This window comes from Pseudomonas sp. (assembly GCF_049653025.1).
Taxonomy (GTDB): domain Bacteria; phylum Pseudomonadota; class Gammaproteobacteria; order Pseudomonadales; family Pseudomonadaceae; genus Aquipseudomonas.
Genome location: NZ_JBASFM010000017.1, coordinates 51445 through 71313 on the forward strand (window position 1 = coordinate 51445; position 19869 = coordinate 71313).

The following is a 19869-nucleotide window of genomic DNA, read 5'->3' on the forward strand; positions in this document are numbered from 1 at the left end:
TCGATGATCAAGCTGCACACCAACCACGGCGTTATCACCCTCAACCTGTTCGAAGACAAAGCCCCGGAAACCGTGGCCAACTTCAAGCAGTACGTCAAAGACGGTCATTACGACAACACCGTTTTCCACCGCGTGATCAGCAACTTCATGATCCAGGGTGGCGGTTTCGAGCCAGGCATGAAAGAAAAGCAAGACAAGCGCCCGAGCATCAAGAACGAAGCCAACAACGGCGTCGCCAACAAGATCGGCACCGTCGCCATGGCCCGTACCATGGAGCCGCATTCGGCCAGCGCGCAGTTCTTTATCAACGTTGCCGACAACGGCTTCCTCAACCACAGCGCGCCGACCGTACAAGGCTGGGGCTATGCGGTGTTCGGTGAAGTGGTTGAAGGCATGGACGTGGTCAACGCCATCAAGGGCGTCGCCACCACCAGCAAATCCGGCCACCAGGATGTGCCGGTTGATGACGTGATCATCGAGCGCGCCGAGATCGTTGAGTGATTCTACTGATCTCCGATCTGCATCTTGAACAGGAGCGCCCGGACATCAGCCGGGCGTTCCTGGACTTCCTCAAGACTCGCGCGACCCAGGCTGAGGCGCTGTATATCCTCGGCGACTTCTTTGAAGTGTGGGTCGGCGATGACGCCATTACCCCCTTTCAACGCTCGATTGCCCAAGCCCTGCGCCAACTGAGCGACAGCGGCACGCGCATCTACCTGATGCACGGCAACCGTGATTTCCTGCTCGGCAAGGCCTTCTGCCGCGAAGCCGGCTGCACCCTGCTAAAAGACCCTTGCCTGGTCGAATTAGGCGGCGAACAGGTATTGCTGATGCATGGCGACAGCCTGTGCACCCAGGACTTGGCCTATATGAAGCTGCGCCGCTGGCTGCGCAACCCGCTTTCGCTGTTTATCCTGCGCAACCTGCCGCTGAGCACCCGGCACAAACTGGCGCGCAAGCTGCGCAGCGAAAGCCGTGCACAAACCCGCATGAAAGCCAGCCAGATCATCGACGTCACGCCCGAAGAAGTGCCGCGGATCATGACCGCCTATGGCGTACGCACGCTGATTCACGGCCACACCCACCGCCCGGCGGTGCACCAGCTGGCGGTTGACGGCCAAGCGGCGCGGCGGATTGTCCTGGGCGACTGGGACAGCCAGGGCTGGGCCTTGCAGGTCGACGCCAGCGGTTTTCAGCAAGCACCCTTCCCGCTCGCCTGAAGAATCCACGCGAGGCAAGGCACATATCGACCCTGCCCGACTTGACGCCCAGCGCGCGCCTCCCCAGCATTCGAACTCTTTTCCCCTCATCAAGGACAGATCATGGAAATCTCCAACGGAGCCCCCTCAAAACGCTCCCTCGTCAAGTACGTCGGCCTGCCCGTACTGGTCGCCGCAATCGGCTTCGTCACCTTCAACGGCGTGTTCTTCTATAACGAAGCCGGTTTCGCTACCCACGTACGCACCATCTTCGGTGAAGAGAAGATCGTCGACGACGTGGGCTACGCGACCAAATGGTTCGGCCGTGCCACCGCCTGGAAGAAGGCGCTTAGCGTGCAATCGGTGCTCACCGAAGCCCTGGCCATCGACGACAGCAGCGACAACGATTCGCTCGGTGCGACCATTGAAGCCTTCCCCATCGTGTTTCTCGGCAACGTCGATGCCAAGGTCGAGTCGTCTGCGCGCTTTCGCCTGCCGGCGGGCGACCAGTTCCTGAAGATTGCCCAGGAATACCGCAACCCGGAGAACTTCATCAAAACCGCGCTGGTCCCGGCGATCAAGGAAACCCTGCAAGCCACCGCCTCGCTGATGAGCGCCGATGACTTCTATGCCGGCGCGCGCAGCGAATTCGCCGCCGAGTTCGAAAACCAGCTCAACGACGGCCTGTACCTGATCAAACGCCGCGAAGTGCGTGGCCCGCGTGGCCATCAGCCGAGCCAGACCGCCATTCTCCAAGCCGGCACCGAACAAGGCGCGTTCGGCGATAACAACGCCAGCCAGTTCGTTACCGAGAAGGTCATGGACAGCAAGGGCATCCCAGTGCGCAAACAGCAGCAGTTCCGCAAGTACGGCGTGGAAGTAGTCGAGGCGCGCATCACCAACGTCGACCCCAACCCGCAGTACAAACAGCGCATGGTCAAGGTGCAGCAGGCACTGGCCGAACTGGCTGTGGCACGGCAAAACCGTCTGAAGGAAGAGGAAGAGAAGCTGCTGGTCACCGCCCGCGGTGAGAAGGAAGTGGAAGCGCGTCGCCAGGAAACCCTGCGCGACCAGATCGAACGCACTACCCAGGCGGAAACCGAGAAGCAACTGGCGCGCATCAACGCCGAACGCGAAAAAGGCCGCGCCGAAATCGAGAAGCAGACCGCCGAGCTGCTACGCGACAAGGCCGCAATCACCGCCGATGCCACGAAGATCACCGCCGATGCCGAGGCCTACGCCCGTGAAGCGGTGATCAAGGCGGACGGTGCGTTGCAACCCAAGCTGGATGCGCTGATCGAAATCAACAAGGTCTGGGCGCAAGCGGCCTCGCAGGCTCCGGTGCCGAGCGTGATGATGGGCGGCGGCAAGGACGGCGCAAGCAGCCGCCAGGATGAAATCGGCCAATTGATGGGCGTATTGGCGACCAAGGCCGCGCGCGATCTGGCGCTGGATTTGAGCGTAAAGCAGTAACGCCACATCAGTGATCAATAAAAACCGCCCATCAGGGCGCTTTTTTGTTTTAGAGCGTGGGCACGCCGCTGTGAAAGCGCATCTCCGTATCCGGCGACTCGATCAGCTCGCGCTCAACCGCCCTCACCCGCTCGATGGCCTGGTTGACGTCACGCTCCTCGCCGTACTGATAGGCCAGTTTCAGATAGTTCTGAAAATGCCGCGCCTCGCTCTTCAGCAAACCGAAGTAGAACTTGCTCAGTTCTTCATCCAGGTGCGGCACCAGCGCCTCGAAGCGCTCACAACTGCGCGCCTCGATAAACGCGCCAACCACCAAGGTATCCACCAGTTTGACCGGTTCATGGGTACGCACCGCCTTGCGCAGGCCCGAGGCATAACGCGCCGCCGACACCGGGCGCAGGCCAATCTTGCGCCGCTTCATAAGGCGCAGTACCTGCTCGTGATGCACCAGCTCCTCGCGGGCCAGGCGCGACATGGCGTTAATCAGGTCGGCATAGGTGTTGTACTTGGCCATCAGACTCAGCGCCGTGCTCGCGGCTTTGAACTCGCAGTTCTTGTGATCGATCAGCAACGTCTGTTGGTCAGCCAAGGCGGCCGCGAGCCAGCCATCCGGCGTGCGGCAACCGAGAAACTCGTGAATCTCCGGCAGATTCATGGGCGCATATCCCGGAGAGCGGAAGCGCTGCAACGCAGCAGGTAATCGATTTCGGCTAACAGATACATAAATTCACAAAATTAGGCAGGCTGGCGTGAGGCCGCTACAGGGCGGCCATTATACGAATGAGCGCGCGAACAGCCACTCGCTTGACACCGATCAAGCACCAACCGGGCGGCAGCGATCTATAGTGATAAACAGTACAACCGACTGCACATGGAGATGATCATGCAAGCTATTCGCAGCATTCTGGTGGTAATGGAGCCAAACCACGCGGAAGGTCTGGCCCTGAAACGCGCCAAGCTGATTGCCGGCGTCACTCAATCGCACCTGCACTTGCTGGTGTGCGACAAGAAGGGTGACCACAGCGATTACCTGCGTGACCTGACCGGCCTGCTCGACAGCGAAGGTTTCAGCACCTCCAGCCAGCAGGCCTGGAATGAAAACCTGCACCAAACCATTATCAGCGTGCAGCAGGCAGAAGGCTGCGGCCTGGTGATCAAGCAGCACTTCCCCGACAACCCGCTGAAAAAGGCCCTGCTCACCCCTGACGACTGGAAGCTGTTGCGCTACTGCCCAGCACCGGTGCTGATGGTCAAAACCGACAGATCCTGGGCTGGCACCGCCATTCTGGCTGCGGTCGATGTCGGCAACGCCGATAACGAACACCGCACCCTGCACACCAGCATCGTCAGCCACGGCTTCGATATCGCCGCACTGGCCAAGGCCGAGCTGCATGTGATCAGCGCCCACCCCGCCCCCATGCTCTCGGCCGCCGACCCGACCTTCCAACTCAAGGAAACCATCGAGGCGCGCTACCGTGAACAGTGCAAGGCGTTCCAGGCCGAATACGAGATCAGCGATGAGCGCCTGCATATCGCCGAAGGCCCGGCCGACGTGCTGATTCCGCATACCGCGCACCAGCTCAAGGCTGGCGTCACGGTGATCGGCACCGTGGCACGTACCGGGATCTCCGGAGCTTTGATCGGCAACACCGCCGAGGTGATTCTCGACTCACTGGAAAGCGACGTGCTGGTGCTCAAACCCGACGATATCATCGCCCACCTGGAAGAGCTGGTTGCCCAACGCTGAGCCAGCCGCTGAAACGACAAAGCCGCCTAAAAAGGCGGCTTTGTCGTTTAAAACCCGATTTAAACCCTGATTTCCAGGCCTTCACGCAAAAATCGCGGGGCGATATAGCGCTCGTAGTGCGCCTCGGAAAGCAGAAAGAACTCGCGGTCGATGGCGTCACGCAGCTCTGGCAGGTTCCACTCACGAAATTCCGGCAGCAGCACCATACCGTAGGCATTCAACTGACTGATCACCCGCGCGCCACGGGCAATCAGCTGGTACGCCCAGCAATACGGCGATTGCTGTGGCACAAAGCGAATCTTGCGCTGCTCCAGCTGGTTGCGCAGGCGCGCCGTATCGAAAATCTCGAGTTTGCCGGCCATCACCTGCACCAGAAGCACTTCCAGGCGCAGCCAGACCGCGTGCTTTTCCTCTTCGTTATAGCCATTCCAATTGATCACCTCATGATGGAAGCGCTTGCAGCCACGGCAGACCAAATCACCGTAAACAGTGGAGCACAGGCCAACACAAGGGGTTTTGATACGTTGATTGGACATGACGAAAGGCATAGATACTGGCGGACAGGCTGGCATCTTAGCCCTTTGTCTAAGGCAGATCACCCCTAGATCGGCTGGGGCTTTTACTTAACTTTATAAAATCTTTCCAGTAGAATCGGCCGGCCTTTTAGAGGCAGCAACGTCCGTTGGAAGCTGTTTTCAAAGCGTCACGAGCACAGTCAATCCTGCAGGTTCGATGTTGGTGCCGACCCTTGAGCCACCCTTCAAGTGTCTGCACCAGCCCTCATCAAGCCCGTCCTGCCGGCGTAAAACTTTGAAAACAGCTTCTGCAAGAAAGCAGCGAAACCTCGGCTGAGCGGCCCATAAAGCCACGAAGCGCTTGGTTCGGTGTTTTCTGGATCGCGTCCCGGACAACCCTTTGGGACCACTGATGAGGGTAATAACTGTGCTTGAAGCCTATCGCAAACATGTAGCAGAGCGTGCCGCTCAGGGTATCGTGCCCCAGCCGCTGAACGCCGAACAAACCGCAGGCCTGATCGAGCTGCTGAAAACTCCGCCAGCCGGCGAAGAAGCCTTTCTGCTCGACCTGATCACCAACCGCGTGCCGCCAGGCGTCGATGAAGCCGCCTACGTCAAGGCCGGTTTCCTCTCTGCCCTTGCCAAAGGCGAAGTCACTTCCCCACTGATCAGCAAGCAACACGCTGTTGAACTGCTCGGCACCATGCAAGGCGGTTACAACATCGCCACCCTGGTTGAGCTGCTCGACGACAGCGAACTGGCTGCCGTGACTGCCGAGCAACTGAAGCACACCCTGCTGATGTTCGACGCTTTCCACGACGTCGCTGAAAAAGCCAAGAACGGCAACGTTCACGCCAAAGGCGTACTGCAATCCTGGGCTGACGGCGAGTGGTTCAAGAACCGCCCGACTCTGGCCGACAAGATCAGCCTGCGCGTATTCAAGGTGACTGGCGAAACCAACACCGACGACCTGTCGCCGGCTCCAGACGCCTGGTCGCGTCCGGATATCCCGCTGCACGCCCTGGCCATGCTGAAAATGGCCCGTGACGGCATCGTGCCGGACGAGCAAGGCGTAACCGGCCCGATGAAACAGATCGAAGCCATGCGCGGTCAAGGCTTCCCAATTGCCTACGTCGGTGACGTAGTCGGTACCGGCTCCTCGCGTAAATCCGCCACCAACTCGGTGCTGTGGTTCTTCGGCGACGACATCCCTAACGTGCCGAACAAGCGCGCTGGCGGCTTCTGCTTCGGCAGCAAGATTGCTCCGATCTTCTACAACACCATGGAAGATGCCGGCGCTCTGCCAATCGAATTCGACGTTTCCAACATGCACATGGGCGATGTGATCGACCTGTACCCGCATGCTGGCAAAGTCTGCAAACACGGCACCGACGAAGTACTGACCACCTTCGAAATGAAGACCCCAGTACTGCTCGACGAAGTCCGCGCTGGCGGCCGTATCCCGCTGATCATCGGTCGCGGTCTGACCGAGAAAGCGCGTGCCGAACTGGGCCTGGGCCCAACCGATCTGTTCAAACTGCCTGAGCCACCTGCTGCTAGCACCAAGGGTTTCACCCTGGCGCAGAAGATGGTTGGTAAGGCCTGCGGCCTGCCGGCTGGCAAAGGCGTCCGTCCGGGCACCTACTGCGAACCGAAGATGACCACCGTCGGCTCCCAGGACACCACTGGCCCGATGACCCGCGACGAGCTGAAAGACCTGGCTTGCCTGGGCTTCTCCGCTGACCTGGTGATGCAGTCGTTCTGCCACACCGCTGCTTATCCGAAGCCAATCGACGTCACCACCCACCACACCCTGCCGGATTTCATCCGCACCCGTGGCGGCGTGTCCCTGCGTCCTGGCGACGGCATCATCCACAGCTGGCTGAACCGCATGCTGCTGCCGGATACCGTCGGTACCGGTGGTGACTCGCACACCCGCTTCCCGATCGGCATCTCCTTCCCGGCCGGCTCCGGTCTGGTTGCCTTCGCCGCTGCCACTGGCGTAATGCCGCTGGACATGCCGGAGTCGGTACTGGTGCGCTTCAAGGGCAAACTGCAACCAGGCATCACCCTGCGTGACCTGGTGCATGCCATCCCTTACGTGGCCATCCAGAAAGGCCTGCTGACCGTCGAGAAGAAAGGCAAGAAGAACATCTTCTCCGGCCGCATCCTCGAGATCGAAGGTCTGGACGAGCTGACCGTTGAACAGGCTTTCGAGCTGTCCGACGCCTCCGCCGAACGTTCTGCTGCCGGCTGCACCATCAAGCTGCCGGAAAAGGCCATCGCCGAATACCTGCGTTCGAACATCACCCTGCTGCGCTGGATGATCAGCGAAGGCTACGGCGATGCGCGCACCATGGAACGTCGCGCTCAAGCGATGGAAGCCTGGTTGGCCGATCCGAAGCTGATGGAAGCCGACAAGGACGCCGAGTACGCCGAAATCATCGAAATCGACCTGGCCGACATCAACGAGCCAGTTCTCTGCGCACCGAACGACCCGGACGACGCTCGTCTGCTGTCCAGCGTTCAGGGCGAGAAGATCGACGAAGTGTTTATCGGTTCGTGCATGACCAACATCGGTCACTTCCGCGCTGCCGGTAAGTTGCTGGAAAAAGTCGAAGGCACCCTGCCGACTCGTCTGTGGCTGTCGCCGCCGACCAAGATGGACCAGCATCAACTGACCGAAGAAGGCTACTACGGCATCTACGGTAAAGCCGGCGCGCGCATGGAAATGCCGGGCTGCTCGCTGTGTATGGGTAACCAGGCACGCGTTGAGGCGAACTCCACTGTGGTTTCGACCTCCACCCGTAACTTCCCCAACCGTCTGGGCGATGGTGCCAACGTCTACCTGGCTTCGGCCGAGTTGGCGGCTGTTGCGGCCATCACCGGTAAGCTGCCGACTGTTGAGGAATACATGGTCTACGCGAAGAAAATCGACACCATGGCCGCGGACGTTTACCGCTACCTGAGTTTCGATCAGATCGCCGAGTTCCGTGAAGCTGCTGCAAACGCCCAGATCCCGGTCGTTCAAGCCTAACGAAACAACGCATCTCGCTGCATGTATCAAAGAAGAGCCCCGCCCTGTGCGGGGCTTTTTCTTTACGCGCCAATTGCACAGAACAAAGCCAAACAGCTACCTTCTGCGCCTGGGGGCACAACGCACCGCATCACCATTAGGAGAAACACATGAAGCACTGGATCATCGCTGCACTTTGCCTGTTCAGCCTGGCTGGCTGCAGCAGCGAATACATCATCAGCACCACCGACGGGCAGCTTTTGACCAGTGATGGCAAACCGCAGCTGGACGAGGACACCGGCATGATCGAGTTCACCGATAGCGAAGGTCGCGTACAGCAAATCCCGCAAAGCTCGGTCAAACAGATGCTGGAACGTTAAGCGTCCGCAAGCACATCGCAAACCCCGCCCCGGCGGGGTTTGTTTTTTCTGCAGCATTCCCAGCCGTGCTCTGGCATATGCCTTGCTTTGCATTAGCCAGCAGAGCGCATTCCAACGGCGGAAGCGGCTCGATAGACAATGGTGTCGTTCCAATCGCAGACTGAGTCGGCAATTGGCACGGCACCTTTTTGTGTGGCCAAAGGAAAAGCGTAATGAGCGAGCACGACAGCAGCCGCAGCAGTGCACCGGAGAAACCGGTGCTGAATATCGGCTTTATGGCCCTGACCGACGCCGCGTCGGTGATAGTTGCCGCTACGCAAGGCTTCGCCGAGAAGTACGGCCTCACGCTTAACCTGCAGCGCCAGGCCTCCTGGGCCACCCTGCGTGACAAACTTTTGAGCGGCGAGCTGGATGCGGCCCACAGCCTCTACGGCCTGATCTATGGCGTTCAGCTAGGACTTGGCGGCGCGCCTGCCACCGATATGGCCGTGCTGATGGGCCTCAACCACAACGGCCAGAGCATCAATCTGTCGCCAGAGTTGCAGGCTGCGAACGTGAGCAGCGGCAGCGCGCTGGCACAGCGCGCGCACCAAGGCGGTGCAAAGCTCACCTTCGCCCAGACCTTTCCCACCGGCACCCACGCCATGTGGCTGTATTACTGGCTGGCCAGCCAGGGCATTCACCCGCTGCGCGATGTCGACAGCGTAGTGGTACCGCCGCCACAGATGCTCGCCCACCTGAAAGCCCGACGTATCGACGGCTTCTGCGTCGGCGAACCCTGGAGCGCCCAGGCGGTGGATGAACAGATGGGTTGCACCCTGACCACCAGCCAGTCGATCTGGCCGGATCACCCGGAGAAAGTCCTGGGTTGCACTCGCGAGTTTGTCGAGCACAACCCCAACAGCGCGCGCGCCCTGATAATGGCCGTGCTGGAAGCCAGCCGGTTTATCGATGAGAGCGAAGAAAACAAACGCAGCACCGCGCAATTGCTCAGCGGCAGCGACTATGTCGACGCCCCGTTGTCGGCGATCCAGCCGCGCTTTCTCGGCCAATACCAGGACGGCCTCGGTCATGCATGGCAGGACAGTAATCCTCTGCGTTTTCATGGCGCAGGCACGGTGAACATGCCCTACCTGTCGGACGGCATGTGGTTTATGACCCAGTTCCGCCGCTGGGGCCTGCTGCGCGACGACCCCGACTACCTGGCGGTCGCGCGTCAGGTGCAACAACTCGACCTCTACCGCCAGGCCGCCGAAGCATTGAATATCCAGACTCCTGGCGAGATGCGCAGCTGCCAGTTACTCGATGGCAAGCACTGGGACGGCAGCGACCCTGCCGCCTACGCCCGCAGCTTTGCCCTGCACGCGCTGGCCGACGCGCCAGCCAGCGCCCTGCAGGAGAGTCGCTAAGATGCTGCGTATCCTGCTGATCAACGACACGCCAAAGAAGGTCGGGCGACTGAAAGCGGCGCTGATCGAGGCCGGCTTCGAGGTGATTGACGAGTCCGGCCTGACCATTGACCTGCCCGAACGGGTCGAGGCGGTGCGCCCCGACGTGATCCTGATCGACACCGAATCCCCTGGCCGCGACGTCATGGAGCAAGTGGTGCTGGTCAGCCGCGACCAGCCGCGACCGATTGTCATGTTCACCGACGAGCACGACCCCGGCGTGATGCGCCAAGCCATCCAAAGCGGCGTAAGCGCCTATATCGTCGAAGGCATCCACGCCCAGCGCCTGCAGCCGATTCTCGACGTGGCCATGGCGCGCTTCGAGAGCGATCAAGCCCTGCGTGCGCAATTGCAGGCTCGCGACGCCCAACTGGCCGAACGCAAGCGCATCGAGCTGGCCAAGGGCCTGCTGATGAAGATGAAGAACTGCGACGAGGAAGAGGCCTACACCCTGATGCGCCGTCAGGCCATGAGCCGTCAGCAGAAACTGGCGCAGGTGGCCGAGCAGATCATCGCCATGCACGACATGCTCGGCAGCTAAGAGGAACGCCTGCGTAGGATGGGTTGAGGCGCGCTCAACCCATCCTACGGCTGTACTCCCAAGTTTCCCCGCAACTGCTCTGGACAGTGGCGCTGCACCGCGCTTATCTTCGCCTCCTGGCCAGCGCACTGGCCAACGTCGCTCGGACGGTTCCGGGCGCTTACGTATCCGAGGAAAGCATGGCTGACCAAGCTTCGCGCCGCTTTGCGCGCATCGATCGACTCCCCCCCTACGTTTTCAATATCACTGCCGAACTGAAGATGGCCGCGCGTCGCCGTGGCGAAGACATCATCGACTTCAGCATGGGCAACCCGGATGGCCCCACGCCACCGCATATTGTCGAAAAGCTGGTGCAGGTCGCCCAACGTGAAGACACCCACGGTTACTCCACCTCCCGCGGCATCCCACGCCTGCGCCGCGCCATCTCGCGCTGGTACAAAGATCGCTATGCGGTCGAGATCGACCCGGAAAGTGAAGCCATCGTCACCATCGGCTCCAAGGAAGGCCTGGCGCATTTGATGCTGGCCACCCTCGACCATGGCGACACCGTGCTGGTGCCCAACCCCAGCTACCCGATCCATATCTATGGTGCGGTGATCGCCGGTGCCCAGGTGCGCTCGGTGCCGCTGGTGCCCGGCGTGGACTTCTTCGCCGAGCTGGAACGGGCGATTCGCGAATCGATTCCCAAGCCGAAGATGATGATTCTCGGCTTCCCCTCCAACCCCACCGCGCAGTGTGTGGAACTGGACTTCTTCGAACGTGTGGTGAGCCTGGCCAAGCAGTACGACGTGCTGGTGATCCACGACCTGGCCTACGCCGATATCGTCTACGACGGCTGGAAAGCCCCGTCGATCATGCAGGTGCCGGGTGCCGAGGACATCGCCGTAGAGTTCTTCACCCTGTCCAAGAGCTACAACATGGCCGGCTGGCGCATCGGCTTTATGGTCGGCAACAAAGAGTTAGTCAGCGCCCTGGCACGGATCAAGAGCTACCACGACTACGGCACCTTCACCCCGCTGCAGGTTGCAGCCATCGCGGCTCTTGAAGGTGATCAGCAATGCGTGCGCGATATCGCCGAGCAATACCGCCAGCGCCGCAATGTGATAGTCAAAGGCCTGCATGAAATCGGCTGGATGGTGGAGAACCCCAAGGCCTCGATGTATATCTGGGCCAAGATCCCCGAGCCTTATGCTCACCTGGGTTCGCTGGAGTTCGCCAAGAAGCTGCTACTGGAGGCCAAGGTCTGCGTCTCCCCCGGCATCGGCTTTGGTGACTACGGCGATGACCATGTACGCTTTGCCCTGATCGAGAACCAGGATCGCACCCGTCAAGCGATTCGCGGCATCAAGGCCATGTTCCGTGCCGATGGTTTGCTCGACGCACCAGCCGCCAACAAGCCCACCAAGAACACACCCTAGTCAAAACCTGAAGATGGGTTAGCCGTTAGCGGCTAACCCATCGCTAGCGGCGTTTGCCGTATCGGCTCGAACTGCATCAGCTCGAATAGTCCAGCACCGTCCACACCCGGCTAAGCCCCTCGGCGATCACACAACCGCTTTGCCCCAGCTGTTCGCTGTTGCTGTGCAACGACATCAGCGTGGTCATGCCGTCGGCGGCATCCGAGCGTTCGCTCAACCATTGCACCCGCCCGCAATTGACCGTTTCGATCACATAACTGGCCGCCACGCTCGAATCCTGGTTGGGTAACTTGAGCACATCCACCACCGTGCCCTGCTCTTCCACACGCTTGCCATCGGATACCAGCACCGCCCAGGCCTGGCCGTTCTCGATCACCAGGTAGGTGCCATTGGCCCTCGGTTGATCAAGCTGCGGTTGCGCACAACCGGCCAAAAGACCCAACAGCACAATTGTCATCAGCATCTGTTGCATTGTTAGTGACTCCTCTGCAGTGCCTGTGGCCATTGGCTTTGCGGGCAGATGGCGCGAGTGATCGAGTAGGTGCCGATTAGGGCGTTGGGCTTACTATTATCGAATACTGTTTATTTGTACAGTATTTTTCGATTACCCTTGTCTGCGTCATCCAGCCAGATCCGCAGACCGCCAAACTGGCCAATCCAAGGCGTCAACAGGAGTACACCGATGCTCGACGTACTGCAGCTCAAACACACCGTGAATCGCATGCCGCTGGAAAAAGTCCGGACGACTGTTGAAGAGTTACAGCTCGAAGGCATCGTCACCGAAGGCAAGACGCCCTTCTCACGCGTGCACTTCAATACCTGCTTTGCCGAAATCGAGGCGCTGTTGCAGCGCGCGGGATATCACCGCCAGCTGGATGTGGTCGGCTATCAGGGCCAGGCCTATGCCATGTTCGACCCCACGCGCTGGGAGGCGGTGGAGGTGCTGCGCTGGCTCAAGGAGTTTGTCGAGGAAGCCCAGAGCAAAACGCTGTCGCGCTAAGGCGCTGGCACGCGCTTAACACCTGGGCTCAGCCAGCACCAAGGCGAAGCAAAAGCGCTCGACTGCGGTTCAGCCATGCACAGCATTGGCTCAATAAACCGCCTGAAAGCGCTGCTGAGCAGCAGTATGGTGAGTGGCTATAGCAATAACCATGTGCTCTATTCAGCATTCAACATTGCGCTTAAACCCATGATTTATAGCGCTTAAGCCTACCAACCTAAGTCTTATTCGAGCCGCCTTCAGCAACTTCCGGCAGCGGCTAGCCGCCGCGCTTCAGTAAAACTGGCAAGCCCCTTGCAATTGTCCTCACAAGATTCCTGCGCAGCCCACCAACGGCGGTGAGCCGCGGATCACGGACAACGGCGTCCGTCAGGTCCCCTCCTTAGAGGTGGCCTGGCGTACGCCGTTTTTTGTTTCAGCCGTTTTATCGGCCAGAAAGGACAGACCAATGACTGATCGTGATTCGAAGCACCCAAGCCTGCACAGCCGCCGTAACTTCCTGAAAACCTCGATTGCCGTCGCCGGCACTGTCGGCGGTGTCGCCGCCCTTGGCCTAAGCGCGCCCGCCTCGTTACGTAGCGTGGCATGGGCCGCCGGTTCCGATGCACCAGAAAAGGCGGCGCTGAAAGTTGGCTTTATCCCGTTGACCGACTGCGCGTCAGTAGTGGTCGCTGCGACCCAGGGCTTTGGCGAGAAATACGGCCTGACCATCACCCCGAGCAAGGAAGCCTCCTGGGCCGGTGTACGCGACAAACTCAATACCGGCGAGCTGGATGCCGCCCACGTGCTGTACGGCATGATGTACGGCGCGCAGCTGGGTATCGCTGGGCCGCAGAAGGATATGGCCGTGCTGATGGGGCTGAACCAGAACGGCCAGGCCATCACCCTCTCCAAACAGCTCAAGGAAGCGGGCGTCACCAACGGTGCGCAACTGGCCGAGCATGTGAAAAAAGGCGGCAACCCGCTGACCTTCGCCCAGACCTTCCCCACCGGCACCCACGCCATGTGGCTGTATTACTGGCTGGCGAGCCTGGGCATCAACCCGATGAGCGATGTCAAAACCATCGTCGTGCCGCCACCGCAGATGGTCGCCAATATGCGCGTCGGCAATATGGACGGTTTCTGCGTGGGCGAGCCCTGGGGCGCGCGGGCGATTGCCGACAAGATCGGCTTCACCGCCACCACCACCCAGCAGATCTGGCCGGATCATCCGGAAAAAGTCCTCGGGGCCACCCGCGCCTTTATCGAGCAATACCCCAATGCCGCCCGCGCCCTGATCATGGCCGTACTGGAAGCCAGTCAGTTTATCGAGGCCAGCGAGGAGAACCGCAAGAGCACCGCCAAGCTGATTTCCGGCAAGGCCTACGTCAACGCGCCGGTGAGCGTCATCGAGCCGCGCTTCCTCAGCCAGTACGAAGACGGCCTGGGCAACAGCTGGAAGGACGACCACGCCATGGCCTTCTGCAAGGGCGGCACGGTGAACTTCCCTTATCACTCCGACGGCATGTGGTTTATGACCCAGTTCAAGCGCTGGGGCCTGATCAAGCAAGACCCGAACTACGCCGCCGTCGCCGCCGGGGTCAACCAAGTGGCGCTGTACAAGGAAGCCGCCAGTGCGCTGAACATCCCCGTGCCGGCCAGTTCACTGCGCAGCAGCACGCTGATTGACGGCAAGGTCTGGAATGGTGCCGACCCGGCTGCCTACGCCCAATCCTTTGCGATCAAAGCCTGACGGGGAGGTTCGTGATGAACGCACCATTGAAAACGCCATTACCGCTGCCGCTGGCCATCAGCAAAGCGCCGCGCCTGGCCTTGCCGGGCGCGGCGCTGCTGGCCAACCTGGTCAGAAGCGCCGTACCACCACTGCTGGGGATTGCCCTGTTTATTGGCGTCTGGGCGCTGATTGCAACCAAGAGCGAGGGCCTGCCCGGCCCGCTGAGCACCTGGCTGGCGGCACTGGAGCTGTTTGCTGATCCGTTCTATGACAATGGCCCGAACGACATGGGCATCGGCTGGAATATCCTGCACTCCCTGGGCCGGGTCGGTCTGGGCTTCGGCCTGGCGGCGCTGATCGGGATTCCGCTGGGCTTCGCCATCGGCCGCTTCGCCTTCCTCGCCAATATGCTCTCGCCAATCATCAGCCTGCTGCGTCCGGTGTCGCCGCTGGCCTGGTTGCCGATCGGTTTGCTGGTGTTCGAGGCCGCAGGACCTGCCTCGATCTGGGTGATCTTTATCAGCTCGATCTGGCCGATCATCCTCAACACCGCCGCCGGCGTCGCCAGCGTGCCGCAGGATTACCTGAACGTGGCGCGCGTGCTCAAGCTGTCGGAGTTCAAGGTGCTCACCCGCATCCTCTTCCCCGCCGTGCTGCCGCACCTGATGACCGGCATCCGCCTGGCCATCGGCGTGGCCTGGCTGGTGATAGTCGCTGCCGAGATGCTCACCGGCGGTACCGGCCTGGGCTTCTGGGTGTGGGACGAGTGGAACAACCTCAACGTCGAACACATCCTCATCGCCATCATCATCGTTGGCCTGGTCGGCCTGGCCCTGGAGCAGCTGCTGTTGCTGCTGGCCAAACGTTTCGATTACACCAGTTAAAGCAGGCCAGCTGAGGAGAATCACATGGAAAAGTTCGTAGAGCTGACCCAGGTCAGCAAGCATTTCGACACCAAGAAAGGCCGCTTCCAGGCGCTCAGTGACGTCAACCTGAGCATCGCCAAGGGCGAGTTCGTTTCGTTGATAGGCCACTCCGGCTGCGGTAAATCCACCGTGCTCAACCTGATCGCCGGCCTGCTCGAAGCCAGTGAAGGCGGCCTGATCTGCAACGGCCGCGAAATCGACGGCCCCGGCCCAGAGCGCGGCGTGGTGTTCCAGAACCACAGCCTACTGCCCTGGATGACCTGCTTCGGCAACGTCTACCTGGCAGTGGAAAAGGTCTTCGCCGGCAAGGAGAGCAAGGCCCAGCTGAAGGCGCGCACCGAAGCGGCCCTGGCTATGGTTGGCCTCAGCCACGCCACCTACAAGCACCCCAACGAGATATCCGGTGGCATGAAACAGCGTGTCGGCATCGCCCGCGCGCTGGCCATGGAGCCCAAGGTGTTGCTGATGGACGAACCGTTCGGCGCGCTGGACGCCCTGACCCGCGCGCATCTGCAGGACGAGCTGCTGCGCATCGTTGGCGAGACCCACAGCACCGTGGTGATGGTCACCCATGACGTCGACGAGGCGGTGCTGCTGTCGGATCGCATCGTGATGATGACCAACGGCCCGGCGGCGACCATCGGAGATATCGTCAAGGTCGAACTGGCGCGCCCGCGTGATCGCCTGGCGCTGGCCAATGACCCGCAGTACCACGCCTACCGCAGCGCCGTGCTGGAGTTTCTCTATCAGCGCCAGCAGCGTCCGGCGGCCTAAGGCAGCGCTGGCTTAGGCACTGCACCGACGCGTTTGAAGAAGGCTTCAACCGCGTCGGTGTAAGGCCCGGGCTCACCGAGTTGCTGATTGATCGCGCCATGCGACAGCGCTTGCGGCAACACCTGCACCGAGCGCCCCAGCTGCTTGCCACGCTCGGCAAAGGCGTCGGCCTGGCGACAGGCTTCCTCTCGTTTACTGGAACACACCGCCAACAGCGGCGCGCCTGCCGGCTGCAACCGCCAATACGGCGAGGCGATGCGCCAGTACTTGGGCTCAGTGCCAAATGCCTGGTCGTACAGGCGGTAATGCTTGCCGCGCATGATGCTGTCGACATCAAAGGCCGCGCTGTCCAGCGCCACCGTGCCGAGCCAGGGCTTGGCGGAAAACCGCGTGGCGATGGCGTTGTCGGCACTCAGCAGGCTGACCAGATGCGCACCAGCCGAATGCCCGAGCAACACCACGCGCTGCGGATCACCGCCCCAGCTCTGCGCCTGTTGCTGCACGTAACTCAACGCCTGGGCAATGTCCTCGACCTGCTGCAAGGGCCTGGCATCCGGCAGCAAGCGGTAGTTCACCGAGACCAACAGATACCCCTGGGGCAACCAGCGCGCCAGCTTGTTCTCCACCACCCGCGCCATGCGCTTGTCGCCCTTGGCCCAACCTCCGCCATGCACCATCAGCAGAATGGGCGCAGCGCTGGCCTGCAGCGGCCGGTAGACATCCAGACGCTGACGCTCATGGCTGCCATAGGGCAGATCGGCCAGCAGCTCACCGCCCAGTGCGGCCACGGCCTTGGCGCTGCGCCGCTCACTCAGGCGGTCAGCGAGCCCGGCCACCGCGCTGCTGCTCAAAAACAGCGCCAGCCAGGCCAGGCAAAGTAGGTGTTTTGCTGTCATCTGTTGCTCCCTGCCGATACAGATATTATCGCCACCCGCGTAATCATCACCGTTATCGCCCGCGGCCTGCCAGCCGTGGGTATTATCCAGCGCCGGAATGCCCTGGGTGACTGCCCGCACCCGGCGAACAGCAGTATTATCGACGCCCCTATTGATTGCGACCGGATATTGGCATGGCCCGCCTGACGCTTGAGTTCCCTGAAGACCAGTTCTGCTACGCCACCCACCTGACTGTGCGGGTCACCGATATCAACGCGGCCAACCACCTGGGCAATGACTCGATGATTTCGATGATTTCCGAGGCGCGGGCGCGCTTTCTCTTCGAGTTCGGCATCGAGGAAACCCAGGAAGACGGCACCGGCATCATCGTCACGGATCTCGCCACCACCTACCGCGCCGAGGCCCACGCCCGCGACCAACTGCTGTTCGAGGTTGGCGTGATGGACTTCAACAAGTACGGCGGCGATATCACCTTCCGCATCACCCGCCCACTCGATGGTGCGCTGGTGGCCATGGCCAAGTCCGGCTTCGTGTTCTTCAACTACAAGCTGGGCAAAGTGGTCGGTATGCCTGCCACGTTCAGCGGCAAGTTCAGCAAGGTCAATTGGCTGGATTGATAAAACACCCCAATTCTCGTCAGAACGCGGCGAGTTACCTGCCGGTTCCAGGTTGATCACGGCATACACCTGTTTATCGCACTGTTCTTGCACATTTCATTGGTTGCCGCAGTGACAGTTCCCTCATCCTCTGCTACGCCTTAGGCATAACAACAAAAGCAGGGGAATTGCTATGCCGACCACGCGCAGCCATGTCCGCCAAGCCGGGCTCTTGAGCAACCTACTCGCTCTGGCCCTTCTCACCCTTCCCTTACCCACCCAGGCCAAGAGCCCTAGCGCGCTCGACAGCCAACCAAGCGAACAGCGGTGCAGCGGCCTCAATCACGCCGGCTAAAGCACTGCCCATAAGGCCCTACATGGCCTGCGCGGCTCAGCTCCTGGTTTGCCAGAACCGGGCATGCACCCTACGCCCCATCCAAGTGCGCAAAATCCCACAGCGCCTCTTTTTGTAGCGACTTTGCCCCAGTTCAACCCCCGACAGTCCTGTTATCACGATAAATCCGCCAGTTGGCGCAGCTCTTGCTAATACACAGGCACAGGTAGCCAAAGGCGGCTGCTCGACAAACGACAAAGACGTCGCATCACCCACGCCCCAGGGCGCTCGGGTTATGCGACGTTTTGCGTTTTAGCCCCAGTGCGTGGGGCGGGTGCCTGCTCTGCGATCCAGAGCTTGCGCCAGCAACTCTCTCAACCCAGCTGCGGCTTCGGCCTCAGGGTGCCGCACCACAAGTACGGCACCTCCCCGGAGGGTTGCAGCCGCCATGCCCACGATCATGGCGAGCTGCACCCACCGGGACCCTTTATTGCTGAATGAGGTTTTCGATGAATACAAGTTTCTGGAAATCCGGCCACACCGCGACGCTGTTCGCCGCCTTTCTCTATTTCGACCTGAGTTTCATGGTCTGGTACGTGCTCGGCCCACTGGCCGTGCAGATCGCCACGGCACTCGACCTGACCGCGCAACAACGCGGCCTGATGGTGGCCACACCAATTCTCGCCGGTGCCGTACTGCGCCTGCTGATGGGCTTTATCTGTGATCGCCTGTCACCCAAGACCGCCGGCCTGATTGGCCAGGTCATCGTCATAGTGGCGCTGTTCTGCGCCTGGCAGATCGGCATCCAGAGCTATGAACAGGCCCTGCTGCTCGGCCTGTTCCTCGGCTTTGCCGGGGCCGCCTTTGCCGTGGCTCTGCCGCTGGCTTCACAGTGGTATCCGCCGCAGCACCAGGGCAAAGCCATGGGCATCGCCGGTGCGGGCAACTCCGGCACCGTGCTGGCGGCCCTGTTCGCCCCTGGCCTGGCCGCCCTGTTCGGCTGGCAGAACGTGTTTGGCTGGGCGCTGATCCCGCTGCTGGCCACCCTGCTGATTTTCGCCTTGCTGGCCAAGAACGCGCCGGAGCGGCCCAAGCCGAAAGCCCTGGCCGATTACCTGAAGGCCCTGGGTGACCGTGACAGCTGGTGGTTTATGTTTTTCTACAGCGTCACCTTCGGCGGCTTTATCGGCCTGGCCAGCGCCCTGCCGGGCTACTTCAACGACCAGTACGGCCTGAGCCCGGTGACGGCCGGCTACTACACCGCCGCCTGCGTCTGCGCCGGCAGCCTGATGCGTCCGCTCGGTGGTGCCCTGGCTGACCGCATCGGCGGTATTCGCTCGCTGCTGATGATGTACACCCTGGCCTCGCTGAGCATTGCCGCGGTGGGCTTCAACCTGGAAAGCTCGGCTGCCGCGCTGGCGCTGTTCGTCACCGCCATGCTCGGCCTGGGTGCCGGTAACGGCGCGGTGTTCCAGCTGGTTCCGCAGCGTTTCCGTAAGGAAATCGGCGTGATGACCGGGCTGATCGGCATGGCCGGCGGCATCGGTGGCTTCCTGTTGGCCGCTGGCCTGGGCACCATCAAGCAGCAGACTGGCGATTACCAGATGGGCCTATGGCTGTTCGCCAGCCTCGGCGTACTCGCCTGGTTCGGCCTGTATGGTGTCAAACAGCGCTGGCGCACCACCTGGGGCAGCGCGGCAGTGACCGCTGCCCGCGTGTAATTGCCCAGACGCAGGGTGGATGACGCCTTTTTCATCCACCATAAGCCAAAGGTGGATCGACAAGCGCGATCCACCCCAGGCCCAACCACTGGAGCGTTGAGGCAAAGGCGGGGCTGACCGGCAGCGCTGCATTGCACTGGTCAGGAAAGGCGAGTGAAGTCGGCAACGACA

General features: G+C 61.1%; 19 protein-coding genes. 15 read left to right on the plus strand and 4 right to left on the minus strand.

The window, feature by feature from the left end:
* Positions 1-3: 3 nt before the first annotated feature.
* The 3 genes from WBK23_RS14240 (at position 4) to WBK23_RS14250 (ending at position 2672) form a co-directional block, all read left to right on the plus strand.
* Positions 4-501 carry a peptidylprolyl isomerase gene (locus WBK23_RS14240; protein ID WP_424484588.1) on the plus strand — a complete coding sequence of 166 codons (498 nt, stop codon included), beginning with the start codon at positions 4-6 and terminating at the stop codon, positions 499-501.
* Positions 498-1220: a UDP-2,3-diacylglucosamine diphosphatase gene (gene lpxH, locus WBK23_RS14245; protein WP_424484589.1), complete on the plus strand. Its 723-nt coding sequence runs from the start codon at positions 498-500 to the stop codon at positions 1218-1220. Before WBK23_RS14240 ends, lpxH begins: the two co-directional genes overlap by 4 nt.
* Before the next feature lie 102 nt (positions 1221-1322).
* On the plus strand, positions 1323-2672 hold the full coding sequence (locus tag WBK23_RS14250; protein ID WP_424484590.1) for an SPFH domain-containing protein: 1350 nt from the start codon (positions 1323-1325) through the stop codon (positions 2670-2672).
* Positions 2673-2721: 49 nt separating this feature from the next.
* Here WBK23_RS14250 and WBK23_RS14255 read toward each other — a convergent pair whose 3' ends face one another.
* Positions 2722-3327, minus strand: coding sequence for a tRNA-(ms[2]io[6]A)-hydroxylase (locus tag WBK23_RS14255; protein ID WP_424484591.1), 606 nt, complete (start codon positions 3325-3327; stop codon positions 2722-2724).
* Positions 3328-3555: 228 nt separating this feature from the next.
* Between WBK23_RS14255 and WBK23_RS14260 the strand changes: the two genes are divergently transcribed.
* A complete protein-coding gene (locus WBK23_RS14260) occupies positions 3556-4419 on the plus strand; it encodes a universal stress protein (protein ID WP_424484592.1) in 864 nt (287 codons plus the stop codon).
* 59 nt (positions 4420-4478) lie between these two features.
* On the opposite strand, the gene WBK23_RS14265 is transcribed toward WBK23_RS14260, so the two are convergent.
* Entirely contained in the window at positions 4479-4955 is a 477-nt protein-coding gene (locus WBK23_RS14265; RefSeq protein WP_424484593.1) for a DUF1289 domain-containing protein, read from the minus strand.
* Positions 4956-5361: 406 nt separating this feature from the next.
* Between WBK23_RS14265 and acnB the strand changes: the two genes are divergently transcribed.
* The 5 genes from acnB (at position 5362) to alaC (ending at position 11737) form a co-directional block, all read left to right on the plus strand.
* Positions 5362-7971: a bifunctional aconitate hydratase 2/2-methylisocitrate dehydratase gene (gene acnB / locus WBK23_RS14270; RefSeq protein WP_424484776.1), complete on the plus strand. Its 2610-nt coding sequence runs from the start codon at positions 5362-5364 to the stop codon at positions 7969-7971.
* A gap of 149 nt (positions 7972-8120) precedes the next feature.
* Positions 8121-8330: a YgdI/YgdR family lipoprotein gene (locus WBK23_RS14275; protein ID WP_424484594.1), complete on the plus strand. Its 210-nt coding sequence runs from the start codon at positions 8121-8123 to the stop codon at positions 8328-8330.
* 212 nt (positions 8331-8542) lie between these two features.
* The gene (locus WBK23_RS14280) at positions 8543-9739 is read left to right on the plus strand and encodes a CmpA/NrtA family ABC transporter substrate-binding protein (RefSeq protein WP_424484595.1); all 1197 of its coding nucleotides are present in this window, start codon (positions 8543-8545) and stop codon (positions 9737-9739) included.
* A gap of 1 nt (position 9740) precedes the next feature.
* Positions 9741-10319 carry an ANTAR domain-containing response regulator gene (locus WBK23_RS14285; protein ID WP_424484596.1) on the plus strand — a complete coding sequence of 193 codons (579 nt, stop codon included), beginning with the start codon at positions 9741-9743 and terminating at the stop codon, positions 10317-10319.
* A 179-nt stretch (positions 10320-10498) separates the two neighbouring features.
* Complete coding sequence (gene alaC, locus WBK23_RS14290) at positions 10499-11737, plus strand: alanine transaminase (protein WP_424484597.1); 1239 nt, start codon at positions 10499-10501, stop codon at positions 11735-11737.
* A gap of 76 nt (positions 11738-11813) precedes the next feature.
* Here the strand turns inward: alaC and WBK23_RS14295 are convergent, their stop codons facing one another.
* Complete coding sequence (locus WBK23_RS14295) at positions 11814-12209, minus strand: hypothetical protein (protein WP_424484598.1); 396 nt, start codon at positions 12207-12209, stop codon at positions 11814-11816.
* Positions 12210-12419: 210 nt separating this feature from the next.
* Between WBK23_RS14295 and WBK23_RS14300 the strand changes: the two genes are divergently transcribed.
* The 4 genes from WBK23_RS14300 (at position 12420) to WBK23_RS14315 (ending at position 16151) form a co-directional block, all read left to right on the plus strand.
* Complete coding sequence (locus tag WBK23_RS14300; protein WP_424484599.1) at positions 12420-12737, plus strand: transcriptional regulator; 318 nt, start codon at positions 12420-12422, stop codon at positions 12735-12737.
* A gap of 448 nt (positions 12738-13185) precedes the next feature.
* Positions 13186-14469: a CmpA/NrtA family ABC transporter substrate-binding protein gene (locus WBK23_RS14305; RefSeq protein ID WP_424484600.1), complete on the plus strand. Its 1284-nt coding sequence runs from the start codon at positions 13186-13188 to the stop codon at positions 14467-14469.
* A 14-nt stretch (positions 14470-14483) separates the two neighbouring features.
* Positions 14484-15335 (plus strand): nitrate ABC transporter permease, encoded by an 852-nt coding sequence (gene ntrB / locus WBK23_RS14310; protein ID WP_424484601.1) that lies wholly within the window; start codon positions 14484-14486, stop codon positions 15333-15335.
* 24 nt (positions 15336-15359) lie between these two features.
* Positions 15360-16151, plus strand: a complete 792-nt coding sequence (locus WBK23_RS14315) for an ABC transporter ATP-binding protein (RefSeq protein ID WP_424484602.1) — start codon at positions 15360-15362, stop codon at positions 16149-16151.
* Here the strand turns inward: WBK23_RS14315 and WBK23_RS14320 are convergent.
* Positions 16148-17047, minus strand: a complete 900-nt coding sequence (locus WBK23_RS14320; RefSeq protein WP_424484603.1) for an alpha/beta hydrolase — start codon at positions 17045-17047, stop codon at positions 16148-16150. The two genes, WBK23_RS14315 and WBK23_RS14320, sit on opposite strands and share 4 nt — an antisense overlap.
* A gap of 173 nt (positions 17048-17220) precedes the next feature.
* Here WBK23_RS14320 and WBK23_RS14325 point away from each other — a divergent pair, with 173 nt between their 5' ends.
* On the plus strand, positions 17221-17664 hold the full coding sequence (locus WBK23_RS14325) for a thioesterase family protein (RefSeq protein WP_424484604.1): 444 nt from the start codon (positions 17221-17223) through the stop codon (positions 17662-17664).
* 822 nt (positions 17665-18486) lie between these two features.
* Positions 18487-19698, plus strand: a complete 1212-nt coding sequence (locus WBK23_RS14330) for a nitrate/nitrite transporter (RefSeq protein ID WP_424484605.1) — start codon at positions 18487-18489, stop codon at positions 19696-19698.
* The last annotated feature ends 171 nt before the right edge of the window (positions 19699-19869 follow it).

Bases quoted from the DNA above. Each gene is read 5' to 3' on its own strand.
- WBK23_RS14320 (WP_424484603.1), bottom strand. From the start codon at position 17,047: ATGACAGCAAAACACCTACTTTGCCTGGCCTGGCTGGCGCTGTTTTTG.
- WBK23_RS14305 (WP_424484600.1), top strand. From the start codon at position 13,186: ATGACTGATCGTGATTCGAAGCACCCAAGCCTGCACAGCCGCCGTAAC.
- WBK23_RS14280 (WP_424484595.1), top strand. From the start codon at position 8,543: ATGAGCGAGCACGACAGCAGCCGCAGCAGTGCACCGGAGAAACCGGTG.
- WBK23_RS14265 (WP_424484593.1), bottom strand. From the start codon at position 4,955: ATGTCCAATCAACGTATCAAAACCCCTTGTGTTGGCCTGTGCTCCACT.
- alaC (WP_424484597.1), top strand. From the start codon at position 10,499: ATGGCTGACCAAGCTTCGCGCCGCTTTGCGCGCATCGATCGACTCCCC.
- WBK23_RS14285 (WP_424484596.1), top strand. From the start codon at position 9,741: ATGCTGCGTATCCTGCTGATCAACGACACGCCAAAGAAGGTCGGGCGA.
- WBK23_RS14255 (WP_424484591.1), bottom strand. From the start codon at position 3,327: ATGAATCTGCCGGAGATTCACGAGTTTCTCGGTTGCCGCACGCCGGAT.
- WBK23_RS14275 (WP_424484594.1), top strand. From the start codon at position 8,121: ATGAAGCACTGGATCATCGCTGCACTTTGCCTGTTCAGCCTGGCTGGC.
- WBK23_RS14315 (WP_424484602.1), top strand. From the start codon at position 15,360: ATGGAAAAGTTCGTAGAGCTGACCCAGGTCAGCAAGCATTTCGACACC.
- WBK23_RS14250 (WP_424484590.1), top strand. From the start codon at position 1,323: ATGGAAATCTCCAACGGAGCCCCCTCAAAACGCTCCCTCGTCAAGTAC.
- WBK23_RS14330 (WP_424484605.1), top strand. From the start codon at position 18,487: ATGAATACAAGTTTCTGGAAATCCGGCCACACCGCGACGCTGTTCGCC.
- WBK23_RS14300 (WP_424484599.1), top strand. From the start codon at position 12,420: ATGCTCGACGTACTGCAGCTCAAACACACCGTGAATCGCATGCCGCTG.
- WBK23_RS14325 (WP_424484604.1), top strand. From the start codon at position 17,221: ATGGCCCGCCTGACGCTTGAGTTCCCTGAAGACCAGTTCTGCTACGCC.
- WBK23_RS14240 (WP_424484588.1), top strand. From the start codon at position 4: ATGATCAAGCTGCACACCAACCACGGCGTTATCACCCTCAACCTGTTC.
- WBK23_RS14260 (WP_424484592.1), top strand. From the start codon at position 3,556: ATGCAAGCTATTCGCAGCATTCTGGTGGTAATGGAGCCAAACCACGCG.
- WBK23_RS14295 (WP_424484598.1), bottom strand. From the start codon at position 12,209: ATGCAACAGATGCTGATGACAATTGTGCTGTTGGGTCTTTTGGCCGGT.
- ntrB (WP_424484601.1), top strand. From the start codon at position 14,484: ATGAACGCACCATTGAAAACGCCATTACCGCTGCCGCTGGCCATCAGC.